Origin of the sequence: uncultured Clostridium sp., from assembly GCF_963527835.1 — a bacterium.
In the GTDB taxonomy this organism is placed as follows: domain Bacteria; phylum Bacillota; class Clostridia; order Clostridiales; family Clostridiaceae; genus Clostridium.
Map to the genome: position 1 here is coordinate 42,829 of NZ_CAURTC010000022.1, position 19,730 is coordinate 62,558.

Consider the following 19,730-nt stretch of genomic DNA (forward strand, 5'->3'; position numbering starts at 1 on the left):
TTTAATGAGAGGAGACAAATAATATGAATTATAAAGAGGTAGCATCAAAAATATTGAAGGCTGTAGGTGGAGATGAAAATGTTCAACATCTTGAACACTGTTCAACAAGATTAAGATTTTCCATTATTGATAATAGCAAAGTAAATGTTGAAGAACTTAAGAATATTCCAGAAGTATTAGGTGTTAAGCAAAATGTACAATGTCAAGTAATAATGGGAAACGCTGTTATTGAATTATATGATGAGATTAAAAAACTTATTTCTGATAAAGGAATAAATAAGAAAAATAATAAAGAGAAAAGAAAAATAGGTACAATAGCTTTAGACTTTGTTATAAGTGTATTTCAACCATTGATTCCAGCAATAGCTGGAGGTGGTATTTTAAAGTCACTTTTAATGCTTTTAAACATGCTCGGTATTTTATCAAATACAACGCAGACATACCAAATATTGAACTTTGTAGGTGATGCACCATTATATTTCTTACCGATTTTAGTAGCTATTACAACTGCTAATAAAATGAAAGTTAATCCATTAGTTGCGGTGTCTGCTGTTGCTGCACTGTTAACACCTAATTTAGCCAAGATGCTAGGAGATGGAACTTTATTTATTAATATACCAGTGCAAAATATAACATATGCATATCAAGTTTTTCCAGCAATATTATGCGTATTATGTTATTCACAGCTAGAAAAATTCTTTAATAAAATTAGCCCAAAGGTTATTCGTAGTTTTTTTGTTCCAATGATGTCTTTACTTATAACTGTACCAGTAACGTTACTTCTTCTTGGTCCTATAGGTTATAATTTTGGGCAAGGGTTTGCAAGTGTAATCTTATTTATTTTTGCTAAATTTGGCTGGATAGCAGTAGCAATCTTAGCAGCATTCTTGCCATTTATGGTTACTACAGGTATGCATAAGGCAATGATTCCTTATGTTATTACTTCTTTAGGTCAATCAGGGAAAGAATTAATATATAATGCTGCATCGTTAGCACATAATATTTCAGAAGCTGGTGGATGTTTTGCTGTAGCTATTCGTACAAAAGATGAAGCATTAAGATCTACTTCTATCTCAGCTGGTATATCAGCATTATTTGGAATTACTGAACCAGCATTATATGGTGTTACAATCCTACATAAACGTGTACTTTATGGTGTAATGATTGGAGCTTTTACTGGAGGTGCATATTTAGGAATTAAAGCTGTCGAAGCATATGTAGCAGTAGGACCTGGTTTAGTAAGTTTATCAATGTTTATTTCTGAAACATTACCAAATAATTTGATGAATGCAATAATAGGTTTAGTGGTTTCATTTGTAGTTTCTTTTATTGCAGTAGCAGTTTTATGGAAAGAAGAAGTAACTAGTAATGAAGATGAAAAAGTTGAAAATAAAAAAGAAAAATTTAATGCACCTCTAGAAGGAGAATTAATTTCTCTAAGCGAAGTAAAAGATGAAGTATTTTCTAATAAATTAATGGGAGAAGGCTTTGCAATAATTCCATCTAAAGGAGAACTATATGCTCCAATAGATGGTACAATTGAAATGATTTTTGAAACAAAACATTCTTTAGCAATGAAGTCAGAATATGGTACTGAAATTTTATTTCATGTAGGATTAGATACAGTGAATTTGAAAGGGAAATATTTTAATCCAGAAGTTTCTGTTGGAAAAAGTGTAAAGCAGGGAGATTTATTATTAAGTTTTGATTTAGATAAAATTATTGAAGAAGGATTTGATCCAGTAACTGCAGTAATTATTACAAATAGACCAGATGCCAAGATAGAAACTGCAGAAAGTAAAAAAGTTAATAAGAGAGATAATGTATTTACAATAAATTAGATTGGAGTTGATGTATAAAATGTCATTTAAAAAAGATTTTTTATGGGGAGGAGCAATCTCAGCTAATCAAGTTGAAGGAGCATTTGATGTTGGTGGAAAAGGGGCGTCAGTGGCTGATGTGGCAAGCTATAAGCCAAATCTGAGTGTAGAGGATTATGCAGGACATAACAAGGTTACTTCAAGAATGATTGAGGAAGCACTAGAAGATAAAACTACAAAATTTTATCCAAAGAGAAGAGGAATTGATTTTTATCATCATTATAAAGAAGATATTAAGTTGTTTGCTGAAATGGGATTTAAGGCTCTAAGGATTTCTATTGCTTGGACAAGAATTTTTCCAAATGGAGAAGAAAGTGAACCTAATCGAGAAGGTATTAATTATTATGAAAATATATTTAAAGAACTGAAGAAATATAATATTGAACCAATTGTTACATTATCACACTATGAAATGCCGTTGCATCTAAGTTTAAAATACAATGGATGGGTAGAGCGAAAATTAATTGATTATTTTGTTAAGTTTGCAAAAGTTTGTTTTGAGTCTTTTGGAGAATATGCCAAGTACTGGTTGACATTTAATGAAATAGATAGTGTCGGCAGACATCCATTTACAACAGCAGGAATTATTCCAGATAAATGTCCAGAAGGAAAGCTTGATGAAGCTGTTTATCAAGCTTTACATCACCAATATGTTGCAGCAGCTTTAGTAACAAAAGAATGTAGAAAGATTATTAAAGACAGTAAAATGGGATGTATGCTAACAAAGCTGACCACATATCCTAATACTTGTAATCCAGAGGACGTATTACTTTCGTTAAATAGTAATTTAGGAAATCATGTTCATGCTGATATTCAGATATTTGGGGAATATCCTAGATTATATAAAGTCTTCTTGAAAAATAATGGAATTCAAATTAAAATGGAAGAAAATGATGAAGAAATATTAAAGGAGAGTACAGCTGATTATCTTTCTTTCAGTTATTATATGTCTAGAACAGAATCGGCGGACACAACTAAAGAAAAAGCATCTGGAAATACTATAATGGGTGTGAAAAATCCTTATCTGCCTTCTACAGAGTGGGGCTGGCAAATAGATTCAGTAGGGCTTAGAATATCACTAATTGAATTATATGATAGATATAGAATTCCATTAATGATAGTAGAAAATGGAATGGGAGCTAAGGATGTTAGTGAAGAAGATGGAACCATTCATGATTCATATAGAATTGAGTATTTCAGAGAACATATAAGGGAAATGAAGAAAGCAGTGGAAATGGGCGTTGATTTAATAGGTTATACTAGCTGGGCACCTATTGATTGTATAAGTGTTTCTACTTCTCAGATGAGCAAGAGATATGGATTTATATATGTTGATCAAGATGATGAAGGAAATGGAACATTGAAAAGATTAAAGAAAGATTCTTTTTTCTGGTATAAAAATGTTATAAAAACAAATGGAGAAATTCTAGACTAGAAATAATAGGGGGAATGTTTATGAAAATAAAAAGAGTTCTAAACTCTAGTGTTATTTTAGCTGTTGATGAACATAACAAAGAATTTGTTTGTTTTGGAAAAGGCATAGGATATGGAAAGAAAAACGGAGATACTGTTGAAAAAAAGATTGTTGACCAGATTTTTATGCCTATTGAGAATGCTCAGATAAAAGAATATGTAAAATTATTAGATTCAATTCCCCCAATATATCTAGATATAACTCAGAAAATTGTTTCAAAAGCTGAAAAAGAGTTAGATTCTAAGCTTAATATGAGTATATATTTTACATTAAGTGATCATTTAAATTTTGCAGTAGAAAGAGCAAAGAAGAATATTAATATAACAAATCGTGTTTATTGGGAAATAAAAAATTATTATTCAGAGGAATTCAAAATTGGAAAATATGCTTTAAATCTTTTAAATGAATTAATAGATATTAAGCTTCCTGAAGAAGAGGCTGCCAATATTGCATTTCATTTAATAAATGCTCAATCGCAAAGTAATGATTCAAGAGATAGCATGAAATATGCTAAAATGATTGGCGGAATTGTTAACTTAGTAAGGTATTCAATTGGCAGCCACTTAAAGATGGAAGGAATTCACTATCAGCGTTTTATTATACATGTTAAATTTTTTACAGAGAGATTCTTTAATAATGAAATGTTGAGAGACGAAAATGATGCCATGTTTGAACAAATAGCAACATTATATCCAGAAGCAATGGAAATTGCTTTTAAAATAAAAGATTATATAAAAAAGGTTTATGATGGAGTTATTCCTAAAGACGAATTAACTTATTTAGCTGTTCATATAAATAGATTGCAGGCTTATAATGAAATAAGTAAATAACTATATGATGCTACTTTAATTCAATTTATGAAATAATGAAGTGATTTTTTTATAAGCAAAATTATTAATATATTTAATATAATATGACAAAATTGATAGGTGGATTTTAAAGGTCATGCTTCGCCTCCACCATAGAAAAAACTGTACATTTATTTGTACAGTTTTTTATTTTAGAGCCATAAATTCATTATAGAATTCCTCTTTAAGTTTCAATCTCGCCTCCACCAATGAAACCCACGAAAATCTAAATTTGGATTTTAGTAGGTTATTTTAATTTACAAAGTATACAATGGATAAAATTAATCTTGGTGGGATATTTTATAAAAATAAATTAATAATTGAAATGTTGTAAAAAATTATATAATATACTCCTAACATAATTAAAATTACCTTTTATTGCATAATATGCAATAAAAACGTAGTTTGATGTCATTGTAAATTGATGGTAAGATATAAAATAGCAATAATTTATATAGGAGTGATAAAATGGTTTTAATTATTCTAGTATTTGTAGTAGGATTTATTACAATGTTTCCCTTAAAAAAATTAGCACAAAAGATTTATAATGAAACTGGATATAATGGAGTAAAAGGTTTACCTAAATTCTTAACAGTTCTTTTTGGAATAGTAAATATATTTTTAGCAGTTGTTATTTCAGTAGCAATTGAAGAACAATATTATAGTTTAGCAATGATTGTAGTAGCAGTTTTTTTATTACTAATTGCTGTACTTACATTAGTAAATAAGAAAGCTGGATTAAAAGATGCTATTTTATTATCAACTTTACAGACTATTAGTGGAGCAATTATGATAATATTATTATTTGCCCATCATTTTTTAGGAGGGATTTCATCTAGTGGCGTTCTCGACATTTTATCAATAGATGAGAGTATTAATAATTAATTAAGAAAATGTTCATGTTATTTGTACCATAAAATCCTCAATAATACAGAAATAAATATCTTGTCGAGGGTTTATTTATTGGCTATGTTTTAATATGGTGTTGAAATATAGCCAAAAAAATTATAGGTGAGATTGTTCACCTATAATGCTCAATATAAGAATATTAAGAAGTTTCTATATCCCAATCAATTTTATAACTTCCTTTGTGGTTTCCTTCAACTTTTAATTTATAAGTACCATCTTTATTGATTTCAATTGTTTTAACAATCTCATCTTTGGGATTTCCTACTTTAAATAACTCATCATCATTTTCGTCAATTAAAGCTATTTTTAGATTACCTTCTTCTGTAGTTACTTTAATATTCAAATTTAATTTATCACCATTCTTTAATTTCAGGGTAGTAAATTTATAACCTTCAAAATTTGAATATGACATCACCATACTATTATTTGTATTATTTTCAATAGAGCTTTTAATTTTATAACTACCCCCAGAACATCCTACTAAAAATAATGTTATTAATAAAATATTCATTAGTATTATTATTTTAGTTTTTAAACCTTTAAACATAAATCCTCCAATATATTTTTAAAAATCTATTAAATCACAATAATTTACTATTATAATTTTACACGACACTTATTATAACATAATTTACAAAATATCACACAGTATATATATAGTGGCTCTCTATTTTTTAAATCTTTTACTTTGATATATGAATATACTATATTGCTTTGAACTATAAAGTTCTTAGCCTTTATTATCTATTTATCTGTATCAAATATTTGAAGCCATTCGAACCACGTGATATAGTTACTAATGTATTTAGTTGCAACACCATTAAACCTATTCATCCATTTTTAAAAATTACTATATAAAGCATTAATATTACAAGGAAAGTAAGATATAGGTAAAATAAGATTAATAAGAAAGCTAATACCTATGTATGTTAAAACTACACTAGAGCTAGATCCAAATGATAAGAATAAAGTTTATCAATGTATAAAGTATTGGATATGTGAACTAGGTGAGTTAAATTTAACTCTTAAAAAAGATTTAGCAAAGTTAAAAGCTTTTATAACTGAGCAAGTGGATGAATTTAGAATAGAGTTTGATTGGGATGCTGATAAAAATAAGTGGAATTGGAAGTCTTCTGCTGAAATAGCAAATAGACTACGTTTAAAATCTAGCAAAAATAATGTTTTTGTGAACACGCAAACTTTTAATAAAATTAAGTTCGTAATTTGCTTTAATAGGAGATTTATTACAAGTGTATGAGATGGGAATAATTAAAGATTTTGTATCAGCTAGTTTTGATTATAATGGTGCTAAATAAAGAAAAAGTCTCATAAGATATTATAAAAAGTAAATTTAGAGGTGAAGTATGAGAAACTATAAAAGACAACAAGAAAATTTATATAAATATACTTTAGCTAATACTAATCTAAGAAAAGAAAAGTCTACTTACTCAAATGTAATCACTGTAATACCTGCAGGATCTAAGGTTCAAGTTAACGAGGCTGAAGAAGATTGGTATGAAGTATCATATGATGGACAAAGAGGGTATGTATATAGTGATTATTTATCCAAAACAAAATATACATGGACAGATGTTACTTTAAGATCTTATCCATCTGCTGAGTCAAATCCAGTAATTATAATTTCTCCAAAATCTATAGTACAAGTGTTATCTGTAAATGGAGACTGGAGTCATGTTATGTATGATGATCAAGAAGGATATATATTTAGCTATCTCCTTTCTGATGATGGAAATCCACCTGAAGAATATGATTTTAAGTACTTTTACACAGATATGACAAGGTTTGTAAATGATAATCAAATTAAAAGCCCCACTATAAATTTAATTACAACAGATTTAGAAAATAAGTTTACTTATATATTCGAAAAAAATTATGATGGTTCATGGAATTTACTGTATAAGTGGTCATGTACAATAGGTAAACCTAGTACACCAACTATTAAGGGCACTTTTTATCTTAACGGTAGAAAGCCTTACTTTGGCTCTAATACTTATAGAGTGAAATACGCTACTAGAATTCGAGGTAGCTACTATTATCATTCAATTTTATTTAATGCAGCAGGAACTCAAATAATTGATGATAGACTTGGGATGGCTTTGAGTCATGGATGTATTCGATTAGCTGTAGAAAATGCTCAATGGATTTATGATAATATATTAGATAGAACTACTATAATTATAAACTAATTTAATATATAAGCTCTGTTAGGTAATTGTATAACAGAGCCTATATTTATCAAATTTAAAAAATAACTAGGAAACCGTTGGCATGCATGCACTAAAGTTAATCGGTGATAGTAAGGGAATTGATCTTCCTGAAGATGAAGCAGTATCAATTAATAGAAAATAATATAGAACCTCTTGTAACACTATATCATTTTGAGTTACTTATGAACTTAGTACATAAATATGAATCATGGAACAACAGAAAGCTTATAGATTTCTATTTAAGATATAGTGAGACTGTAATAAGAAGATTTAATAACAAGGTAAAGTACTGGGTTACATTTAATGAGATGAATCATATTGATCCTCAAACAGAACACTCTGATATTTTTGCGTGTTAAAGGCATTTTTAGACAATGACCGTGACTATTATCTGTGTAGCAGAAATATACCAGACTTTCAATGGCCAAAGTTTAACTCTGTATAGTGGATTTCACCAACCATGCTTCGCCTCCACCATGAAACCCACGAAAATCCAAAATTTGGATTTTCGTGGGTTGTTTTAGTTTGTAGATATTTAGAGAAAGACTTAATATTTATAACCACTATCCCAAATATATTAAAGGATAGCAATAGAAAATATTTTAAAATGAGCTAATAAGAATCTATATAATAAGTAAATTATATTAAAAATTGATGGCAGACTTAAGCAAATCATTTTAATCCTTAACAATATTTATATATTTACATTAAACTAAACATTTGACAATATATACAATATGTTATAATATTTAATTAAATTTGAATTAAGTTTCAATAAATGAAAAATATGTAAGTAAGGTGTGGATAAGATAGATTTGCGTAAGAATATTAAAAGAAAAAAGTTATTACAAGCGGATACAAAAATAATTTCAACTGATATGCTCCCTTTATAGAAACAGTTTTATTATTTTAACTGTCTACTATAAAGGGAACATATCAGGTTATTATATTTATAAGGATTTAGAGAAAATATTTATCACAGGGTCAATTTTCTGATTCACATCTATTTTTTACTCAAAATACAGCTAATAATGGATGAATTATAAAATTTAGTCACTTTATATAAAGTGGCACTACATAGATTTATAAAGTGAGTTCATTCTTCCTAATGTTAAAATAGTTTTTATATGTTTACGGGTATTTTATAAAAGACTCTTTAGATAGTATATTTTTGACATTTGGATAAATTTAGAATAAAAATTATTAGATAGGAATAATAATAATGTAAGAATTAAATTTCTAAGATGGGAAGATTGTTTCAAAACAAATAGTCCATGTTAGATTATAAAACTTTGGAGGTGTATAGAGAAATGACAAAGATTAAGACAATACAAGAAGCAGTAGAAAATATTAAAGATGGAATGAAAATTATGACAGCAGGTTTTTTAGGAGTAGGTGCTCCATTAAAGATGATAGATGCATTAGCAGAAACAAATGTTAAAGACCTTACACTTATTCAATCTGTATCAGCTCATCCAGGAGAAACTCACGATATTGGCAAGCTTGTAGCAAATAAACAAATAAAAAAGTTTGTAGGTTCACATATTGGAACTTGTCCTGAAATACAAGAACAATACAATGCAGGTACATTAGAAGTTGAATTTATACCTATGGGAACTGTAGTAGAATGTATAAGAGCTGGGGGGGCTGGACTTGGTGCAGTTATAACTCCAACTGGCCTTGGAACTGAAATTGAAAAGGGAAGAGATAAACTTACTGTAGATGGAAAGGAATATTTAGTATTTCCACCAATAAAGGCAGATGTTGCACTAATCAAGGGGTATAAAGCTGATAAACTTGGGAATATAGTATATAGAGGAACAACTAAAGGAACAAATACAAGTATGGCACTTGCAGCTGATTTAGTTATAGCTGAAGTAGATGAAATTGTAGAAGTGGGTGAAATTTCACCTGATAGTGTTGGAACACCAGGAATATTGGTAGATATAATAGTTCAAGGCGACTCTTTTGACGAGAGAAAGAAATATTTTGAAGATTTATGGACAAGAACTAACAAAATGAAATAGGGGGGAGAAATGATGAATAGTAAAGAGATAATTGCAAGAAGAATCGCAAAAGAGTTTAAAGAAGGAATGGTTGCTAATTTAGGATTCGGCATACCTAATATGGCTGCAAACTATTTGCCAGAAGGAATGGAAATAATACTACAATGTGAAAATGGTGCATTGAAGTTTGGTGCAACTCCAAGCATAGGTGAAGCTGATCCTGACTTAGGTAATTCTGGTGGAGCTCCAATTACTTTATTGCCAGGGGCATCAACATTTGAAATGGATCTATCTTTTGCAATAATAAGAGGTGGACATGTTGATATAACTGTATTAGGCGCTTTAGAAGTCGATCAAGAAGGAAATATTGCAAACTGGAAGATACCGGGGGTTTTTGCGCCAGGTATGGGCGGCGCAATGGACCTTTTGGCAGGAGCAAAATATGTAATAGCTTCTTTAAGTCATAGTGATAAAAAAGGTAATCCAAAGGTGCTAAAGAAATGCACATTACCTTTATCAGCTAAAAAGTGCGTTGATCTTATAATTACTGATAAAGCAGTTATGAAGGTTACAGATAAAGGATTAGTATTAATGGAAGTGGCACCAGGTGTAACTGTTGATGAAGTAGTAAAGATCACTGAGGCTGATTTACTAATAGCTGATGATGTTCATGAAATGGAAATATAATATGATTATATACAAGATGAAGAATTTTTAAATCTTTATATATAAGTGTTTATAGATGCAAAATGCTACTTCGTATTTATAGTAATTATTAGTTTTTGTCTGAAGAAGTATATCTTATCTACGGTCGGCGCTTTGAGGGAATCTTAAAAGTTAGGCTGTACTCAGAGAAACATAAATCAATCTATTTTCGAACGTGGATTCGATACCCAGCGCTTGCGTCATAAAACCCACGAAAATCTAAAAAAATGAACTGCCTCCTGTCAAGTAGACAGGGTAAATAATAAAAAATTATGCTACTAAAGTATGACCTCGATATTCTATTGGAGTCATACTTTTTAACTTTTTCTGTAATCTTTTTGTATTATAAAAATCTATATATTCATCAATAGCTTGCTCAAGTTCTTCGTATGTATCGAATTTTTTTAGGTAATACATTTCAGATTTAAGTGTACCCCAAAATCCTTCCATCGGACCATTATCTATGCAACGACCAACCCTAGACATACTTTGAGTTAGATTTGAAAGTGATAAGAAATATATTTATTGATTAATTTGTAAACTAAATTTGATTTAGTAAACATAGTATGATAATACAATAATTGAATTAAATGATAAATTATTGAATAATATGCTGATGTTACAAAGTGGAGTGGTAAAATGGATGGAATAATAATTGTTGGAATAATACTTTATATTTTATATATAGTGTTTTTCGGTAGAGATAAAGGATCGGATATATATAAAGAAATGACAACTCTTACAATGAAATTTATAGGGGCTGCTGGTTATAATACATATGCAAATGCAGATTGCAATGGAGTTGATATAGGTGGGATGTATGTATGCTTATGGGCTAAAAAGCATATGAAAAAACTATTAAAAAGTGGTTGGAATATAAAAAATAGAGATGATTTAGAATCTACAATTGCATGGCTTTTTAATGAAGGTCATAATGAAGAATGTATGTAACTTATGAAAATATATAAGGACAATCCTGAGTCAAATCGTATAAAAAAGAAACAGAAAGAGCTGTTTGATACATTATGTTCAGAATATGAAAATCAGGGAATATTAGCGTGGGATATATGCAGAATATGTAATCTTGCAGGATGGGGATTCCTATCAGGATATATATCATATCAAGAAGCAATAAAAGTAAGTGTTGATGCGTGCAAAGTATTACAGGCAAATTACACATCATGGGATCATATGATGAACAGCTATTTTTGTGGATTAGCTTTTTGGAATGGCCCAGCACAATCATCACCAAAAAGCAGAGCTCAAAGCTATAATTCAACTAAACAAAGTAAAAATAGTATTTATAATATCCCATGGGATACAGATCTAGATGCAAAAGATTTTATAATGCCAAGAAAAAATGAAAGAAAAAATGTAAAATTGCTAGAATTATAAATTTTATTTTTAGTAAAAATACTATAAATGCTAGTGTGATAAACATATTTTTATGATAAATTTAATATGAAAATAACTTCTTGTTGCTAATAATCAAGATAACGAATTATTACAAAAGAGGTTATTTTTTATTTTAGAGCCATAAATTCATTATAGAATTCCTCTTTAAGTTTCATTAATACTTTAAAGCTTTATATCGAATAGAAGGACGTCCACCTGTTTTATAATCTACATCGCTAGAGATTTCTTTACATTCTATTAGATAATTCATATAACGTCTTATAGTAACCTTAGATAAATTAATTGCAGAGGATATTTCCTCACTTGTCAAATAGCGAAATTTATTTGAAATCATATAGTCTCTTATTAAGTTTAATGTTTCCTTTTGAAGTCCTTTTGAGAGGTTATCATCATTTGCTTTAAAAGGTTTTGAGTTTGAACTTATAAGTTCATCAATGGAAGACTGATTAAGTTTTTTTTGGTTAGTTATCATTTCGTATTTCATAATAAATTTATTTATGGCACTTTGAAAGCGTTCATATTTGAAAGGTTTGATCAAATAATCAAGAATGCCAAGCTTTAAAGCTTTATCAATATTAGCAATGTCATTAGCAGCTGTTACCATGATTACATCTGTGCGATAGTTATTAGTTCTTATTATTTCTAAAAGTTTCATACCAGAAAGATTAGGCATGTACAAATCTAAAATAACTAAATCTACGCTATTAGACTCTAGATATTTTAATGCATCAGCCCCATTAGTAAATGTAGCACAAACAATTATTTTTTTAGTTTTTAGAATATAATTTTTATTAATTTCTGTTACCATTAGATCATCTTCAACAATTATTGCTTTTAACATAATAAAATCCTAACCTTTCATATAATTTTTTTTTATTTATCATTATTGTAATTGAAGTACCAACATCTAATTCAGATTCAACATCGATAGTTCCATTACAACTTTCAACAATATTATATACAAGATTTAAACCAATTCCACGATCATTTCCTTTTCTTGAAAATCCTCTTTTAAATATATGTTTTATATCGTCTTGTGAAATTCCTGTACCTGTATCATCTACAATAATAGTAAGACATTTGTCATCGCTATGTATATAAAGAGTTACTTCTCTTATAGAATCCTTATTGTTTAATGCATCAAAAGAATTTTCTAAAAGATTACCAATTATAGTAACTAAGTTATTTGTTGAGACAAATTTATTGTGACTATCAAGAAAGCTTGTAGACTGAAGCTTAAAATCTATGTTTAATTCTTTTGCTCTGTTTACTTTTCCTATTATCAAAGCTGCTAAAGTACGATTTTTAATTTGAGAGATTATAAAGCTATAGTTTTTTTTGTGATCTTCAGTAATGCAGCTTATGTAATCAATAGCTTTATCTGTATCTCCAATTTGAAGAAGACCTAATATTATGTGAAGCTTGTTCATCTGTTCATGTATATTTGCACGTAAAGCCTTTATAATATGATTTACACCTGTAAGTTCTTCTGCTAATTTTTTTACTTCAGTTTTATCTCTGAATATTGAAACTGAACCAATGAGATTTTGCTTATTATAAATAGGTATTCTACTTGTAAGTATAGTCGTATCATTTATATTAATTTCTTTATTATATTCATAATTACTCATAACAGTATTATTAATTAAATTAGAGCTTACAAATTTATCTATCAATTCATCAATAGAAGTATTATTTTCTTGGATTCTGAGCATATTGATAGCGGCATTATTGTATAATATACATTTTCCAGTATAATTTACAGCTATTATACCTTCATCAAGGGAATCAAGTACTTCTTTTTTGTGTAAATACATTTCTGTAAATGTTGCAGGTTCATATCCAAGCAGAGTCTTTTTAATACTTTTTGATATGATAAATGAAAGAATCAAACCTATTATAGTTGATATTATAAATAAAAATAAGGAGTGAAATATTATTTTAGATCGTATATCATTTATGGAAGCAGAATATGAGCTTACCATAACAAATCCTATAATATTATTACTGTAATCCTTTATTGAAGAAAAAGCACGTCTTTGCTTTGAATGACTTCCTATGGTTTCAGTTATATAATTGTTAGAACCTTCAAGAATTAGATATTCATCTCTACCTAAGAAGGGCTTTCCTATTAGAGTATGATCAGGATGATATAAGCGGATATCATCTTTATTTGTTATTACAATAAAATCTATTTTAGGAATTAAAGTAGTTAATGTATCTAAATAATCATTAATATGTTCATCTGGCATATTAGATAATGCAAGCTTTTTTATTTGTTTATCATCAGAAAGAAACTGTGCGTAGTGAGAAATATTTTCATCAATTTCTGTATTTAAATCATTTATATCCTTAAATGCATTATAGCTTACTGTAAATGTCAGAATTATAAAAATTAATATGAAATAGGACATAAGTATTTTGTTCATTACTGACATAGACTTTAATCTTTTTTTTAACATAATATATATACTCCTTATCTCTTTTTTTATTCCATAATATAGTATTAATACACATAATTCATAAAATAGATATAATCACTATTTGATAATTCAATTATATATTAAAATTCAGAAGTTTTGATTTTTTTTACTTACAAAAGGTTTTATAGTTACTAAATATTTAAATTTTATATAATTGGAGTTAGAGTAAACGTATACAGAAAAGAAAATATATAAAATCATAGGTAAAGAGGGGTTTTGAATATGGATTATAACAAAATGGCTTTAGAAATGCATGAAATAAATAAAGGAAAGGTTTCAGTTAAATCAAAAGTAACAGTAAAGACAAGAGAGGATTTAAGTGTTGCCTATACACCAGGAGTAGCTGAACCTTGTAGAAAAATCAGAGATAACAAAGAAGATGTGTACAGATATACAGCAAAGGGAAATCTAGTTGCAGTAGTATCTGATGGAACAGCAGTACTAGGTCTTGGAGATATTGGACCAGAAGCAGCAATGCCTGTTATGGAAGGAAAGGCTATTTTATTTAAGGAATTTGCAGGCATAGATGCATTTCCAATATGCTTAGATACAAAAGATCCAGATGAAATTGTGGAAACAGTTAAGCGCATAGCTCCAACATTTGGAGGAATTAATTTAGAGGATATATCAGCTCCAAGATGTTTTGAAATAGAGAAAAGATTAAAAGAAGAATTAGACATACCTGTATTTCATGATGATCAGCATGGAACAGCAATCGTAGTTTCAGCAGGAGTATTAAATGCATTAAAGGTTGTAGGTAAAAAAATATCAGAGGTTAAAGTTGTTATAAATGGAGCAGGATCAGCAGGAATATCTATATGCAAGTTATTATTACAGCTTGGAGTAGGAGATATAGTATTAGTGGATTTAAAGGGTGCACTTGCTCCAGGTGAAGAATGGATGAATAAAGCTCAAAAAGAGATGGCAGAAGTTACAAATAAACAAAAACAAAGAGGAGATTTAAAAGAAATTATTAAGGATAAGGATGTATTCATAGGAGTATCAGCACCTAATATTTTAAGTGCAGAAATGGTTTCTACAATGGTTAAAGATTCTATTGTATTTGCTATGGCTAACCCTATTCCAGAAATAATGCCTGATGAAGCTAAGAAAGGAAATGTAAGGGTAATTGCAACAGGACGTTCAGATTTTCCAAATCAAATAAATAATTTATTAGTATTCCCAGGAATATTTAAAGGAGCTCTTGATGCTAGAGCTACAGATATAACAGAAGAAATGAAGATAGTGGCAGTTAAAGCTATTGCAGGCATAATAAAAGATGAAGAGTTAAACGAGGAATATATTATTCCAGATGCATTTGATACTAGAGTGGTTAAGGAAGTTTCAAATGCTGTAGCAAAAAAAGCAAGAGAAATAGGGGTTTCTAAGCTATAAAAATATTATTTTAGATTATAGCTTAAAATTTAAAGGTTTAATTGGTATAAAGACTGATTCATTAAAACATAGAAAAAGTTTTAATGAATCTTAAATAAACTTATGTGAAAAGTTAAATAAAAGGAGAATTTAGGAGGTTTGATTATGCAAGTTCCAATAAAGAAAACACTAGATAAAATTCCAGGCGGTATGATGATTGTTCCACTTTTTTTAGGGGTATTAGTTAATACATTTTGTCCACAAATTTTAAAAATTGGAGGTTTTACTACAGCATTATTTGATTCAAAAGCATCATCAACAATACTAGCATGTTTTATGTTTTTTATAGGTTCGCAAATTAATTTTAAATTGGCACCAAAGGCGTTAAAAAAAGGTGCTTTGTTGATACTTGGAAAATTTATAGTTGGAGCAGGCATTGGTATAGCAATAGGAAAAATATTTGGACCAGCTGGGGTATTGGGTTTATCACCACTAGCAGTTCTTTCAGCATTAACAAATTGTAATGGTGGGTTATATGCGTCTCTTGCATCACAATATGGAGATGAAACTGATGTGGGCGCTTATGCATTATTATCATTGAAAGATGGTCCATTTTTTACGTTAGTTGCTTTAGGTGCATCAGGTCTTGCACAAATTCCTTTTATGTCTCTTGTTGCAACATTGCTTCCAATATTAATAGGAATGATTTTAGGAAATCTTGATCCAGATATGAGAAAATTTCTTGGAAGCAGTAAGTTATTACTTATCCCATTCTTTTCATTTCCTTTAGGAGCAGGAATGAATTTATCAACAATAATTACTGCAGGAGGTCCAGGAATATTATTAGGTATAATAGCTTCATTTACAGGAATCGGTGGTTATATATTATTAAGAATGTTTAAGGAAAAACCATTAATAGGATTAGCAACAGGATCAACAGCAGGAAATGCAGTAGCTACACCAGCAGCTGTTGTTGCATTAGATCCAACACTTGCTGTTGTTGCCACAGCAGCTACAGCACAAGTTGCAGCTTCATGCGTAGTATCAGCAATGATATGTCCAATAGTTGTTTCTTATATGGTTAAGAGATTTGATAATAAGAATGTGATTATTAAAAAACAAGAAGTGACAGAATGATAGATTTGGATATTGTATTTTTAGTTTAAATATTTTTTACTTATGGTAAGTTTTATTGAATTAATGAATAAGTAAAGTAATGTAAATGGTGAATTTTAAAGGTTACGTATCTCCTACGCCATAAAATCCACGAAAGATATATTAACATAAAAATTATGTTAATATATCTTTTTTTGTTTTAGAAAAAGATATGATAAATATATTTTTGGTAGATATAAGATTACTTATAAATGGAATATTTTATAAATTAAGGTGGTGTTGGTTATGAATACATTTTATAAGGTGTTTGTTGTTAAAAGAAATGAAGACACATGTATTTTATTATGTGTGATGTTGATGACATAATTAGCCTTAGATAAAATATTAAAATGTAAGGAAGATAAATATGAAAAAGAGTGTTAAAATGATATAGCCATCATATATAGATAAGTTTCAGTGTATTGGAGGTGAAGATAACTGTTGCATTGGATGGGATATAGATATTGATAAAGAAACATTTAAATTTATATATAATAATTTATTCCCTTTTTCAGAAAGCGATTTTATGTTTGAAGGATATATTATGCTTTTATTTAGATATTCATTAATGAGATTTTATCTAGTTGGGAAATACATATATAATGGAAAAGATTCTGTAGAAGATATGATAGAGTTTATTCAAGTATTTATAAAAGCAGTAGAGCACGATAAGAATTATAGAAGCGAGATTTTAGAATATAATTAAAGAAAATAGCTTTGATAATATGGAATTTGCAAAAATGCTTTTGTAATTTTAAATAAGTAGATTAAAGAATGGGCTGTTGCACAATTAACTGATTAGTTAATTTGAGCAACAGCTCATTTCATATTTAATCTTTCCAGTGCAAAAAGTATTTTTAACATATTCTAAAAGTTCCATAGAAGTAGAAGCAATAGAAACATAGGAAGAAGGAAATTAATTATTCGATATTGATGATAAGAACATAATTACAATTAATCTAAATAATGGAATGAATATGAATAACTTCAAGGAGAGAGTTACAAATAAACTAAAAATTTTCAATGATCAAAATCTAGAAATTGTATTAGTAGATTATAATAGAACTGTGAAGGTATAAATTGGTTAGAAAGAGTATTATTAATATAAAGGGTAACAGATTATATTGCTATTAAGTAACTATAAATAAGTTATAATGGTGGATTTCAAAGGTTGCGTATCGCCTCCACCATGAAACCTACGAAAATCTAAAATATTGGATTTTGAACTGCCCTCTATCTACTTGACAAGGGGCAATTCAGTGTCGTGGGTTATTTCAATTTGTAGATATTTTGGAAAATGCTTGATATTTACAACCACTGCGAAAAATATATTAAATTTTGAAGTGTTTTTTACTTTTCAATCGTTATATTAAATGTAAGGATAAAAGAAGGTGGTGATAACTATTGAAAAAGAACAATTTGCAAGTTGCATAAAACAATATGAACGTTTAATTATCACTATTTGTCTATCCTTTACGAGAAATTACTTTGATGCTGAAGATTTGGCGCAGCAAACATTTTTAGCTGCATATCAAAATTTTGAAAACTTTGATGGTAACAACCTTAAGGCTTGGCTTACTACAATTGCTGCAAATAAGTGCAAGGACTACATTAAGAGTAAAGCAAGAACAACAGTTAGCTTATCAGAAGAGGCGTATGAATGCTTGGCGGATAGTGGAGACTCACCAGAGGAAACAGTAGTGAAAAAGAACACTATGGAGAGAATACAACGTGTATGTAATAAGCTAAAAGAGCCGTACAGAACTGTAGCCATAAGCTATTTTTGCAAAGATATTAAACTTTCACATTTAGCAAAGGAAACGGGCCAGAACATTAAAACTTTGGAAACGCAACTTTATAGGTCAAAAAAACTATTAAAGGATTTATGGAAGGAGGAGTTTATGTGAAGAGTATATTATTTGATAAAGAAGGTCATTTAACTGAAGAGACATTAAAGGCACTTAAATTTGATATCTTACAGGATGAAGAATTGATTTCTGTATTGGAGCATATTAGCAATTGTCAAAAGTGTGCTGGTACATTTGCAGACAATTTTAAAGATGATGAACTTGCAGAAGCTCCTTTAGGTTTTCAAGAGAAAGTACAAATTAAAATAAAAAGTAAGAATCAAAGTAATATTCAGTTTAATTTTTACTGTGTTAAAGTTGTAGTTGCAGCTAGTATAGCATTAATGATGGTTTTTTCAAATGGATTAAATTTTCTGGTTAATACAACAACAAATTATGTGAAGCCACCAGATTTAAGTATTGTAAACTCAGTTAATGCGAATCTTAATACCTTTTCTGAAAAGATAATTAAATTGGAGGTTTTTAATAATGATAAAGAAAAAAAGTAAATTTTTAACTTTTGTTTTTTCAATGTTGCCTGGTGCAGGTCATATGTATATGGGATTTATGAAGATAGGTGTATCTTTTATGTCCGTGTTTTTCTTTTTAATATTTCTTTCTTCTTGGCTTAGCATAGGACCATTATTATTTATGCTACCACTTATTTGGTTTTATTCGTTTTTTGACTGTGCAAATAGAGCAAGTTTAGATGATGAACAACTTTTACTTTTAGAAGATAAGTATCTATTTTCTGTTGATAAGCTAGTAAAATTAGATAAAAATATATTTGAAAAACGTAGACTTGTTACGGGGGTATTATTATTGTTTTTAGGAGTTTATTTAGTAGCAAATAATATAATGGATGTTCTACAACGATATATTCCATATGAAATTTATGCTATTATGTATTATTCTATGAGGCAAGTTCCACAAGTAATTATAGGAATAACAATAGTTGTTATTGGCGTAAGACTTATTATGGGTAAGAAAAGGGAGCGTGAAATGGATGCTTAAGGGACGTAGAGTAGGTACATTAACCGGAGGAATTGTTTTAGTTGTCTTTGGGATAATGTTTTTACTTAGATTAGTTACTACTAATATTAATATTCTTCTAATCATATCCCTGTGGCCCCTTATATTAGTGCTTTTAGGAATAGAAATTATTTTAGCCTATATAAAAAACAAAGAAGAAAAAATGCAATATGATTTTGGTGCAATAATATTAGTTATTATTTTAGCCTTCTTTGCTATGGGCATGGGGGGAGCAGAATTTATAATTACTCATTTGTCAGAGTTTAAAGGAATAATTTAATTAAGGATAAAGTTTACATGTAACGTGTAAATTTTATCCTTTTATTGTGTGCCCAGCATGGGCACGTACTAATCGGTGAAAGTCCGTAATGGG

20 protein-coding genes and 3 pseudogenes are annotated in these 19,730 nt (G+C 28.9%); 18 read left to right on the forward strand and 5 right to left on the reverse strand.

Annotation, left to right across the window (positions count from 1 at the left end; all coding sequences use genetic code 11):
• Positions 1-23 precede the first annotated feature (23 nt).
• The 4 genes from RYM86_RS11420 (at position 24) to RYM86_RS11435 (ending at position 5,087) form a co-directional block, all read left to right on the forward strand.
• Positions 24-1,841, forward strand: a complete 1,818-nt coding sequence (locus RYM86_RS11420; RefSeq protein WP_315080586.1) for a beta-glucoside-specific PTS transporter subunit IIABC — start codon at positions 24-26, stop codon at positions 1,839-1,841.
• Between the two features lie 19 nt (positions 1,842-1,860).
• Positions 1,861-3,315, forward strand: a complete 1,455-nt coding sequence (locus RYM86_RS11425) for a glycoside hydrolase family 1 protein (protein ID WP_315080587.1) — start codon at positions 1,861-1,863, stop codon at positions 3,313-3,315.
• Positions 3,316-3,335: 20 nt separating this feature from the next.
• Positions 3,336-4,184: a PRD domain-containing protein gene (locus RYM86_RS11430; RefSeq protein WP_315080589.1), complete on the forward strand. Its 849-nt coding sequence runs from the start codon at positions 3,336-3,338 to the stop codon at positions 4,182-4,184.
• Positions 4,185-4,670: 486 nt separating this feature from the next.
• Positions 4,671-5,087 carry a hypothetical protein gene (locus RYM86_RS11435; protein ID WP_315080590.1) on the forward strand — a complete coding sequence of 139 codons (417 nt, stop codon included), beginning with the start codon at positions 4,671-4,673 and terminating at the stop codon, positions 5,085-5,087.
• 163 nt (positions 5,088-5,250) lie between these two features.
• Here RYM86_RS11435 and RYM86_RS11440 read toward each other — a convergent pair whose 3' ends face one another.
• Positions 5,251-5,658 carry a hypothetical protein gene (locus RYM86_RS11440; RefSeq protein ID WP_315080591.1) on the reverse strand — a complete coding sequence of 136 codons (408 nt, stop codon included), beginning with the start codon at positions 5,656-5,658 and terminating at the stop codon, positions 5,251-5,253.
• 50 nt (positions 5,659-5,708) lie between these two features.
• A pseudogene (locus tag RYM86_RS11445) lies at positions 5,709-5,981 on the reverse strand (hypothetical protein); the annotation flags it as partial.
• 25 nt (positions 5,982-6,006) lie between these two features.
• Here RYM86_RS11445 and RYM86_RS11450 point away from each other — a divergent pair.
• From RYM86_RS11450 to RYM86_RS11470, 5 genes are all read left to right on the forward strand, one after another.
• Positions 6,007-6,369 carry a VapE domain-containing protein gene (locus RYM86_RS11450; protein ID WP_315080605.1) on the forward strand — a complete coding sequence of 121 codons (363 nt, stop codon included), beginning with the start codon at positions 6,007-6,009 and terminating at the stop codon, positions 6,367-6,369.
• 106 nt (positions 6,370-6,475) lie between these two features.
• Positions 6,476-7,318 (forward strand): SH3 domain-containing protein, encoded by an 843-nt coding sequence (locus RYM86_RS11455; RefSeq protein WP_315080592.1) that lies wholly within the window; start codon positions 6,476-6,478, stop codon positions 7,316-7,318.
• 134 nt (positions 7,319-7,452) lie between these two features.
• Positions 7,453-7,698: a family 1 glycosylhydrolase gene (locus RYM86_RS11460; RefSeq protein WP_399547676.1), complete on the forward strand. Its 246-nt coding sequence runs from the start codon at positions 7,453-7,455 to the stop codon at positions 7,696-7,698.
• Positions 7,699-8,649: 951 nt separating this feature from the next.
• Complete coding sequence (locus RYM86_RS11465; RefSeq protein ID WP_315080594.1) at positions 8,650-9,366, forward strand: CoA transferase subunit A; 717 nt, start codon at positions 8,650-8,652, stop codon at positions 9,364-9,366.
• Positions 9,367-9,378: 12 nt separating this feature from the next.
• The gene (locus RYM86_RS11470; RefSeq protein WP_315080595.1) at positions 9,379-10,032 is read left to right on the forward strand and encodes a 3-oxoacid CoA-transferase subunit B; all 654 of its coding nucleotides are present in this window, start codon (positions 9,379-9,381) and stop codon (positions 10,030-10,032) included.
• Positions 10,033-10,320: 288 nt separating this feature from the next.
• Here RYM86_RS11470 and RYM86_RS11475 read toward each other — a convergent pair.
• Positions 10,321-10,554, reverse strand: a pseudogene (locus RYM86_RS11475) (transposase); the annotation flags it as partial.
• Between the two features lie 135 nt (positions 10,555-10,689).
• On the opposite strand from RYM86_RS11475, the gene RYM86_RS11480 reads away from it, so the two are divergent.
• Together RYM86_RS11480 and RYM86_RS11485 are read left to right on the forward strand one after the other, a co-directional pair.
• Positions 10,690-11,001, forward strand: coding sequence for a hypothetical protein (locus tag RYM86_RS11480; RefSeq protein ID WP_315080596.1), 312 nt, complete (start codon positions 10,690-10,692; stop codon positions 10,999-11,001).
• A 3-nt stretch (positions 11,002-11,004) separates the two neighbouring features.
• Positions 11,005-11,445 (forward strand): DUF1266 domain-containing protein, encoded by a 441-nt coding sequence (locus tag RYM86_RS11485; protein WP_315080597.1) that lies wholly within the window; start codon positions 11,005-11,007, stop codon positions 11,443-11,445.
• Positions 11,446-11,620: 175 nt separating this feature from the next.
• Here RYM86_RS11485 and RYM86_RS11490 read toward each other — a convergent pair whose 3' ends face one another.
• Entirely contained in the window at positions 11,621-12,307 is a 687-nt protein-coding gene (locus RYM86_RS11490) for a response regulator (RefSeq protein WP_315080598.1), read from the reverse strand.
• Positions 12,285-13,928 carry a sensor histidine kinase gene (locus tag RYM86_RS11495; protein ID WP_315080599.1) on the reverse strand — a complete coding sequence of 548 codons (1,644 nt, stop codon included), beginning with the start codon at positions 13,926-13,928 and terminating at the stop codon, positions 12,285-12,287. The genes RYM86_RS11490 and RYM86_RS11495 overlap by 23 nt, the downstream gene beginning before the upstream one ends.
• A 243-nt stretch (positions 13,929-14,171) precedes the next feature.
• On the opposite strand from RYM86_RS11495, the gene RYM86_RS11500 reads away from it, so the two are divergent.
• From RYM86_RS11500 to RYM86_RS11530, 7 genes and pseudogenes are all read left to right on the forward strand, one after another.
• Positions 14,172-15,344, forward strand: a complete 1,173-nt coding sequence (locus tag RYM86_RS11500; RefSeq protein ID WP_315080600.1) for a malic enzyme-like NAD(P)-binding protein — start codon at positions 14,172-14,174, stop codon at positions 15,342-15,344.
• A gap of 144 nt (positions 15,345-15,488) precedes the next feature.
• Positions 15,489-16,460: a 2-keto-3-deoxygluconate permease gene (locus tag RYM86_RS11505; protein WP_315080601.1), complete on the forward strand. Its 972-nt coding sequence runs from the start codon at positions 15,489-15,491 to the stop codon at positions 16,458-16,460.
• A 502-nt stretch (positions 16,461-16,962) separates the two neighbouring features.
• A pseudogene (locus RYM86_RS11510) lies at positions 16,963-17,230 on the forward strand (FliB family protein); the annotation flags it as partial.
• Between the two features lie 642 nt (positions 17,231-17,872).
• Positions 17,873-18,385 (forward strand): sigma-70 family RNA polymerase sigma factor, encoded by a 513-nt coding sequence (locus tag RYM86_RS11515; RefSeq protein ID WP_315080606.1) that lies wholly within the window; start codon positions 17,873-17,875, stop codon positions 18,383-18,385.
• On the forward strand, positions 18,382-18,834 hold the full coding sequence (locus RYM86_RS11520; protein WP_315080602.1) for a hypothetical protein: 453 nt from the start codon (positions 18,382-18,384) through the stop codon (positions 18,832-18,834). Before RYM86_RS11515 ends, RYM86_RS11520 begins: the two co-directional genes overlap by 4 nt.
• The gene (locus tag RYM86_RS11525; RefSeq protein WP_315080603.1) at positions 18,815-19,339 is read left to right on the forward strand and encodes a hypothetical protein; all 525 of its coding nucleotides are present in this window, start codon (positions 18,815-18,817) and stop codon (positions 19,337-19,339) included. The genes RYM86_RS11520 and RYM86_RS11525 overlap by 20 nt, the downstream gene beginning before the upstream one ends.
• Positions 19,332-19,637: a LiaF transmembrane domain-containing protein gene (locus RYM86_RS11530; protein WP_315080604.1), complete on the forward strand. Its 306-nt coding sequence runs from the start codon at positions 19,332-19,334 to the stop codon at positions 19,635-19,637. The genes RYM86_RS11525 and RYM86_RS11530 overlap by 8 nt, the downstream gene beginning before the upstream one ends.
• Positions 19,638-19,730: the final 93 nt, after the last annotated feature.

Excerpts from the sequence above, each read along its gene's own strand:
- RYM86_RS11430 (WP_315080589.1), top strand. The coding sequence starts at position 3,336 with ATGAAAATAAAAAGAGTTCTAAACTCTAGTGTTATTTTAGCTGTTGAT.
- RYM86_RS11490 (WP_315080598.1), bottom strand. The coding sequence starts at position 12,307 with ATGTTAAAAGCAATAATTGTTGAAGATGATCTAATGGTAACAGAAATT.
- RYM86_RS11480 (WP_315080596.1), top strand. The coding sequence starts at position 10,690 with ATGGATGGAATAATAATTGTTGGAATAATACTTTATATTTTATATATA.
- RYM86_RS11485 (WP_315080597.1), top strand. The coding sequence starts at position 11,005 with ATGAAAATATATAAGGACAATCCTGAGTCAAATCGTATAAAAAAGAAA.
- RYM86_RS11440 (WP_315080591.1), bottom strand. The coding sequence starts at position 5,658 with ATGTTTAAAGGTTTAAAAACTAAAATAATAATACTAATGAATATTTTA.
- RYM86_RS11460 (WP_399547676.1), top strand. The coding sequence starts at position 7,453 with ATGAAGCAGTATCAATTAATAGAAAATAATATAGAACCTCTTGTAACA.
- RYM86_RS11500 (WP_315080600.1), top strand. The coding sequence starts at position 14,172 with ATGGATTATAACAAAATGGCTTTAGAAATGCATGAAATAAATAAAGGA.
- RYM86_RS11470 (WP_315080595.1), top strand. The coding sequence starts at position 9,379 with ATGAATAGTAAAGAGATAATTGCAAGAAGAATCGCAAAAGAGTTTAAA.
- RYM86_RS11420 (WP_315080586.1), top strand. The coding sequence starts at position 24 with ATGAATTATAAAGAGGTAGCATCAAAAATATTGAAGGCTGTAGGTGGA.
- RYM86_RS11465 (WP_315080594.1), top strand. The coding sequence starts at position 8,650 with ATGACAAAGATTAAGACAATACAAGAAGCAGTAGAAAATATTAAAGAT.
- RYM86_RS11435 (WP_315080590.1), top strand. The coding sequence starts at position 4,671 with ATGGTTTTAATTATTCTAGTATTTGTAGTAGGATTTATTACAATGTTT.
- RYM86_RS11425 (WP_315080587.1), top strand. The coding sequence starts at position 1,861 with ATGTCATTTAAAAAAGATTTTTTATGGGGAGGAGCAATCTCAGCTAAT.
- RYM86_RS11495 (WP_315080599.1), bottom strand. The coding sequence starts at position 13,928 with ATGTTAAAAAAAAGATTAAAGTCTATGTCAGTAATGAACAAAATACTT.
- RYM86_RS11530 (WP_315080604.1), top strand. The coding sequence starts at position 19,332 with ATGCTTAAGGGACGTAGAGTAGGTACATTAACCGGAGGAATTGTTTTA.
- RYM86_RS11505 (WP_315080601.1), top strand. The coding sequence starts at position 15,489 with ATGCAAGTTCCAATAAAGAAAACACTAGATAAAATTCCAGGCGGTATG.
- RYM86_RS11525 (WP_315080603.1), top strand. The coding sequence starts at position 18,815 with ATGATAAAGAAAAAAAGTAAATTTTTAACTTTTGTTTTTTCAATGTTG.
- RYM86_RS11455 (WP_315080592.1), top strand. The coding sequence starts at position 6,476 with ATGAGAAACTATAAAAGACAACAAGAAAATTTATATAAATATACTTTA.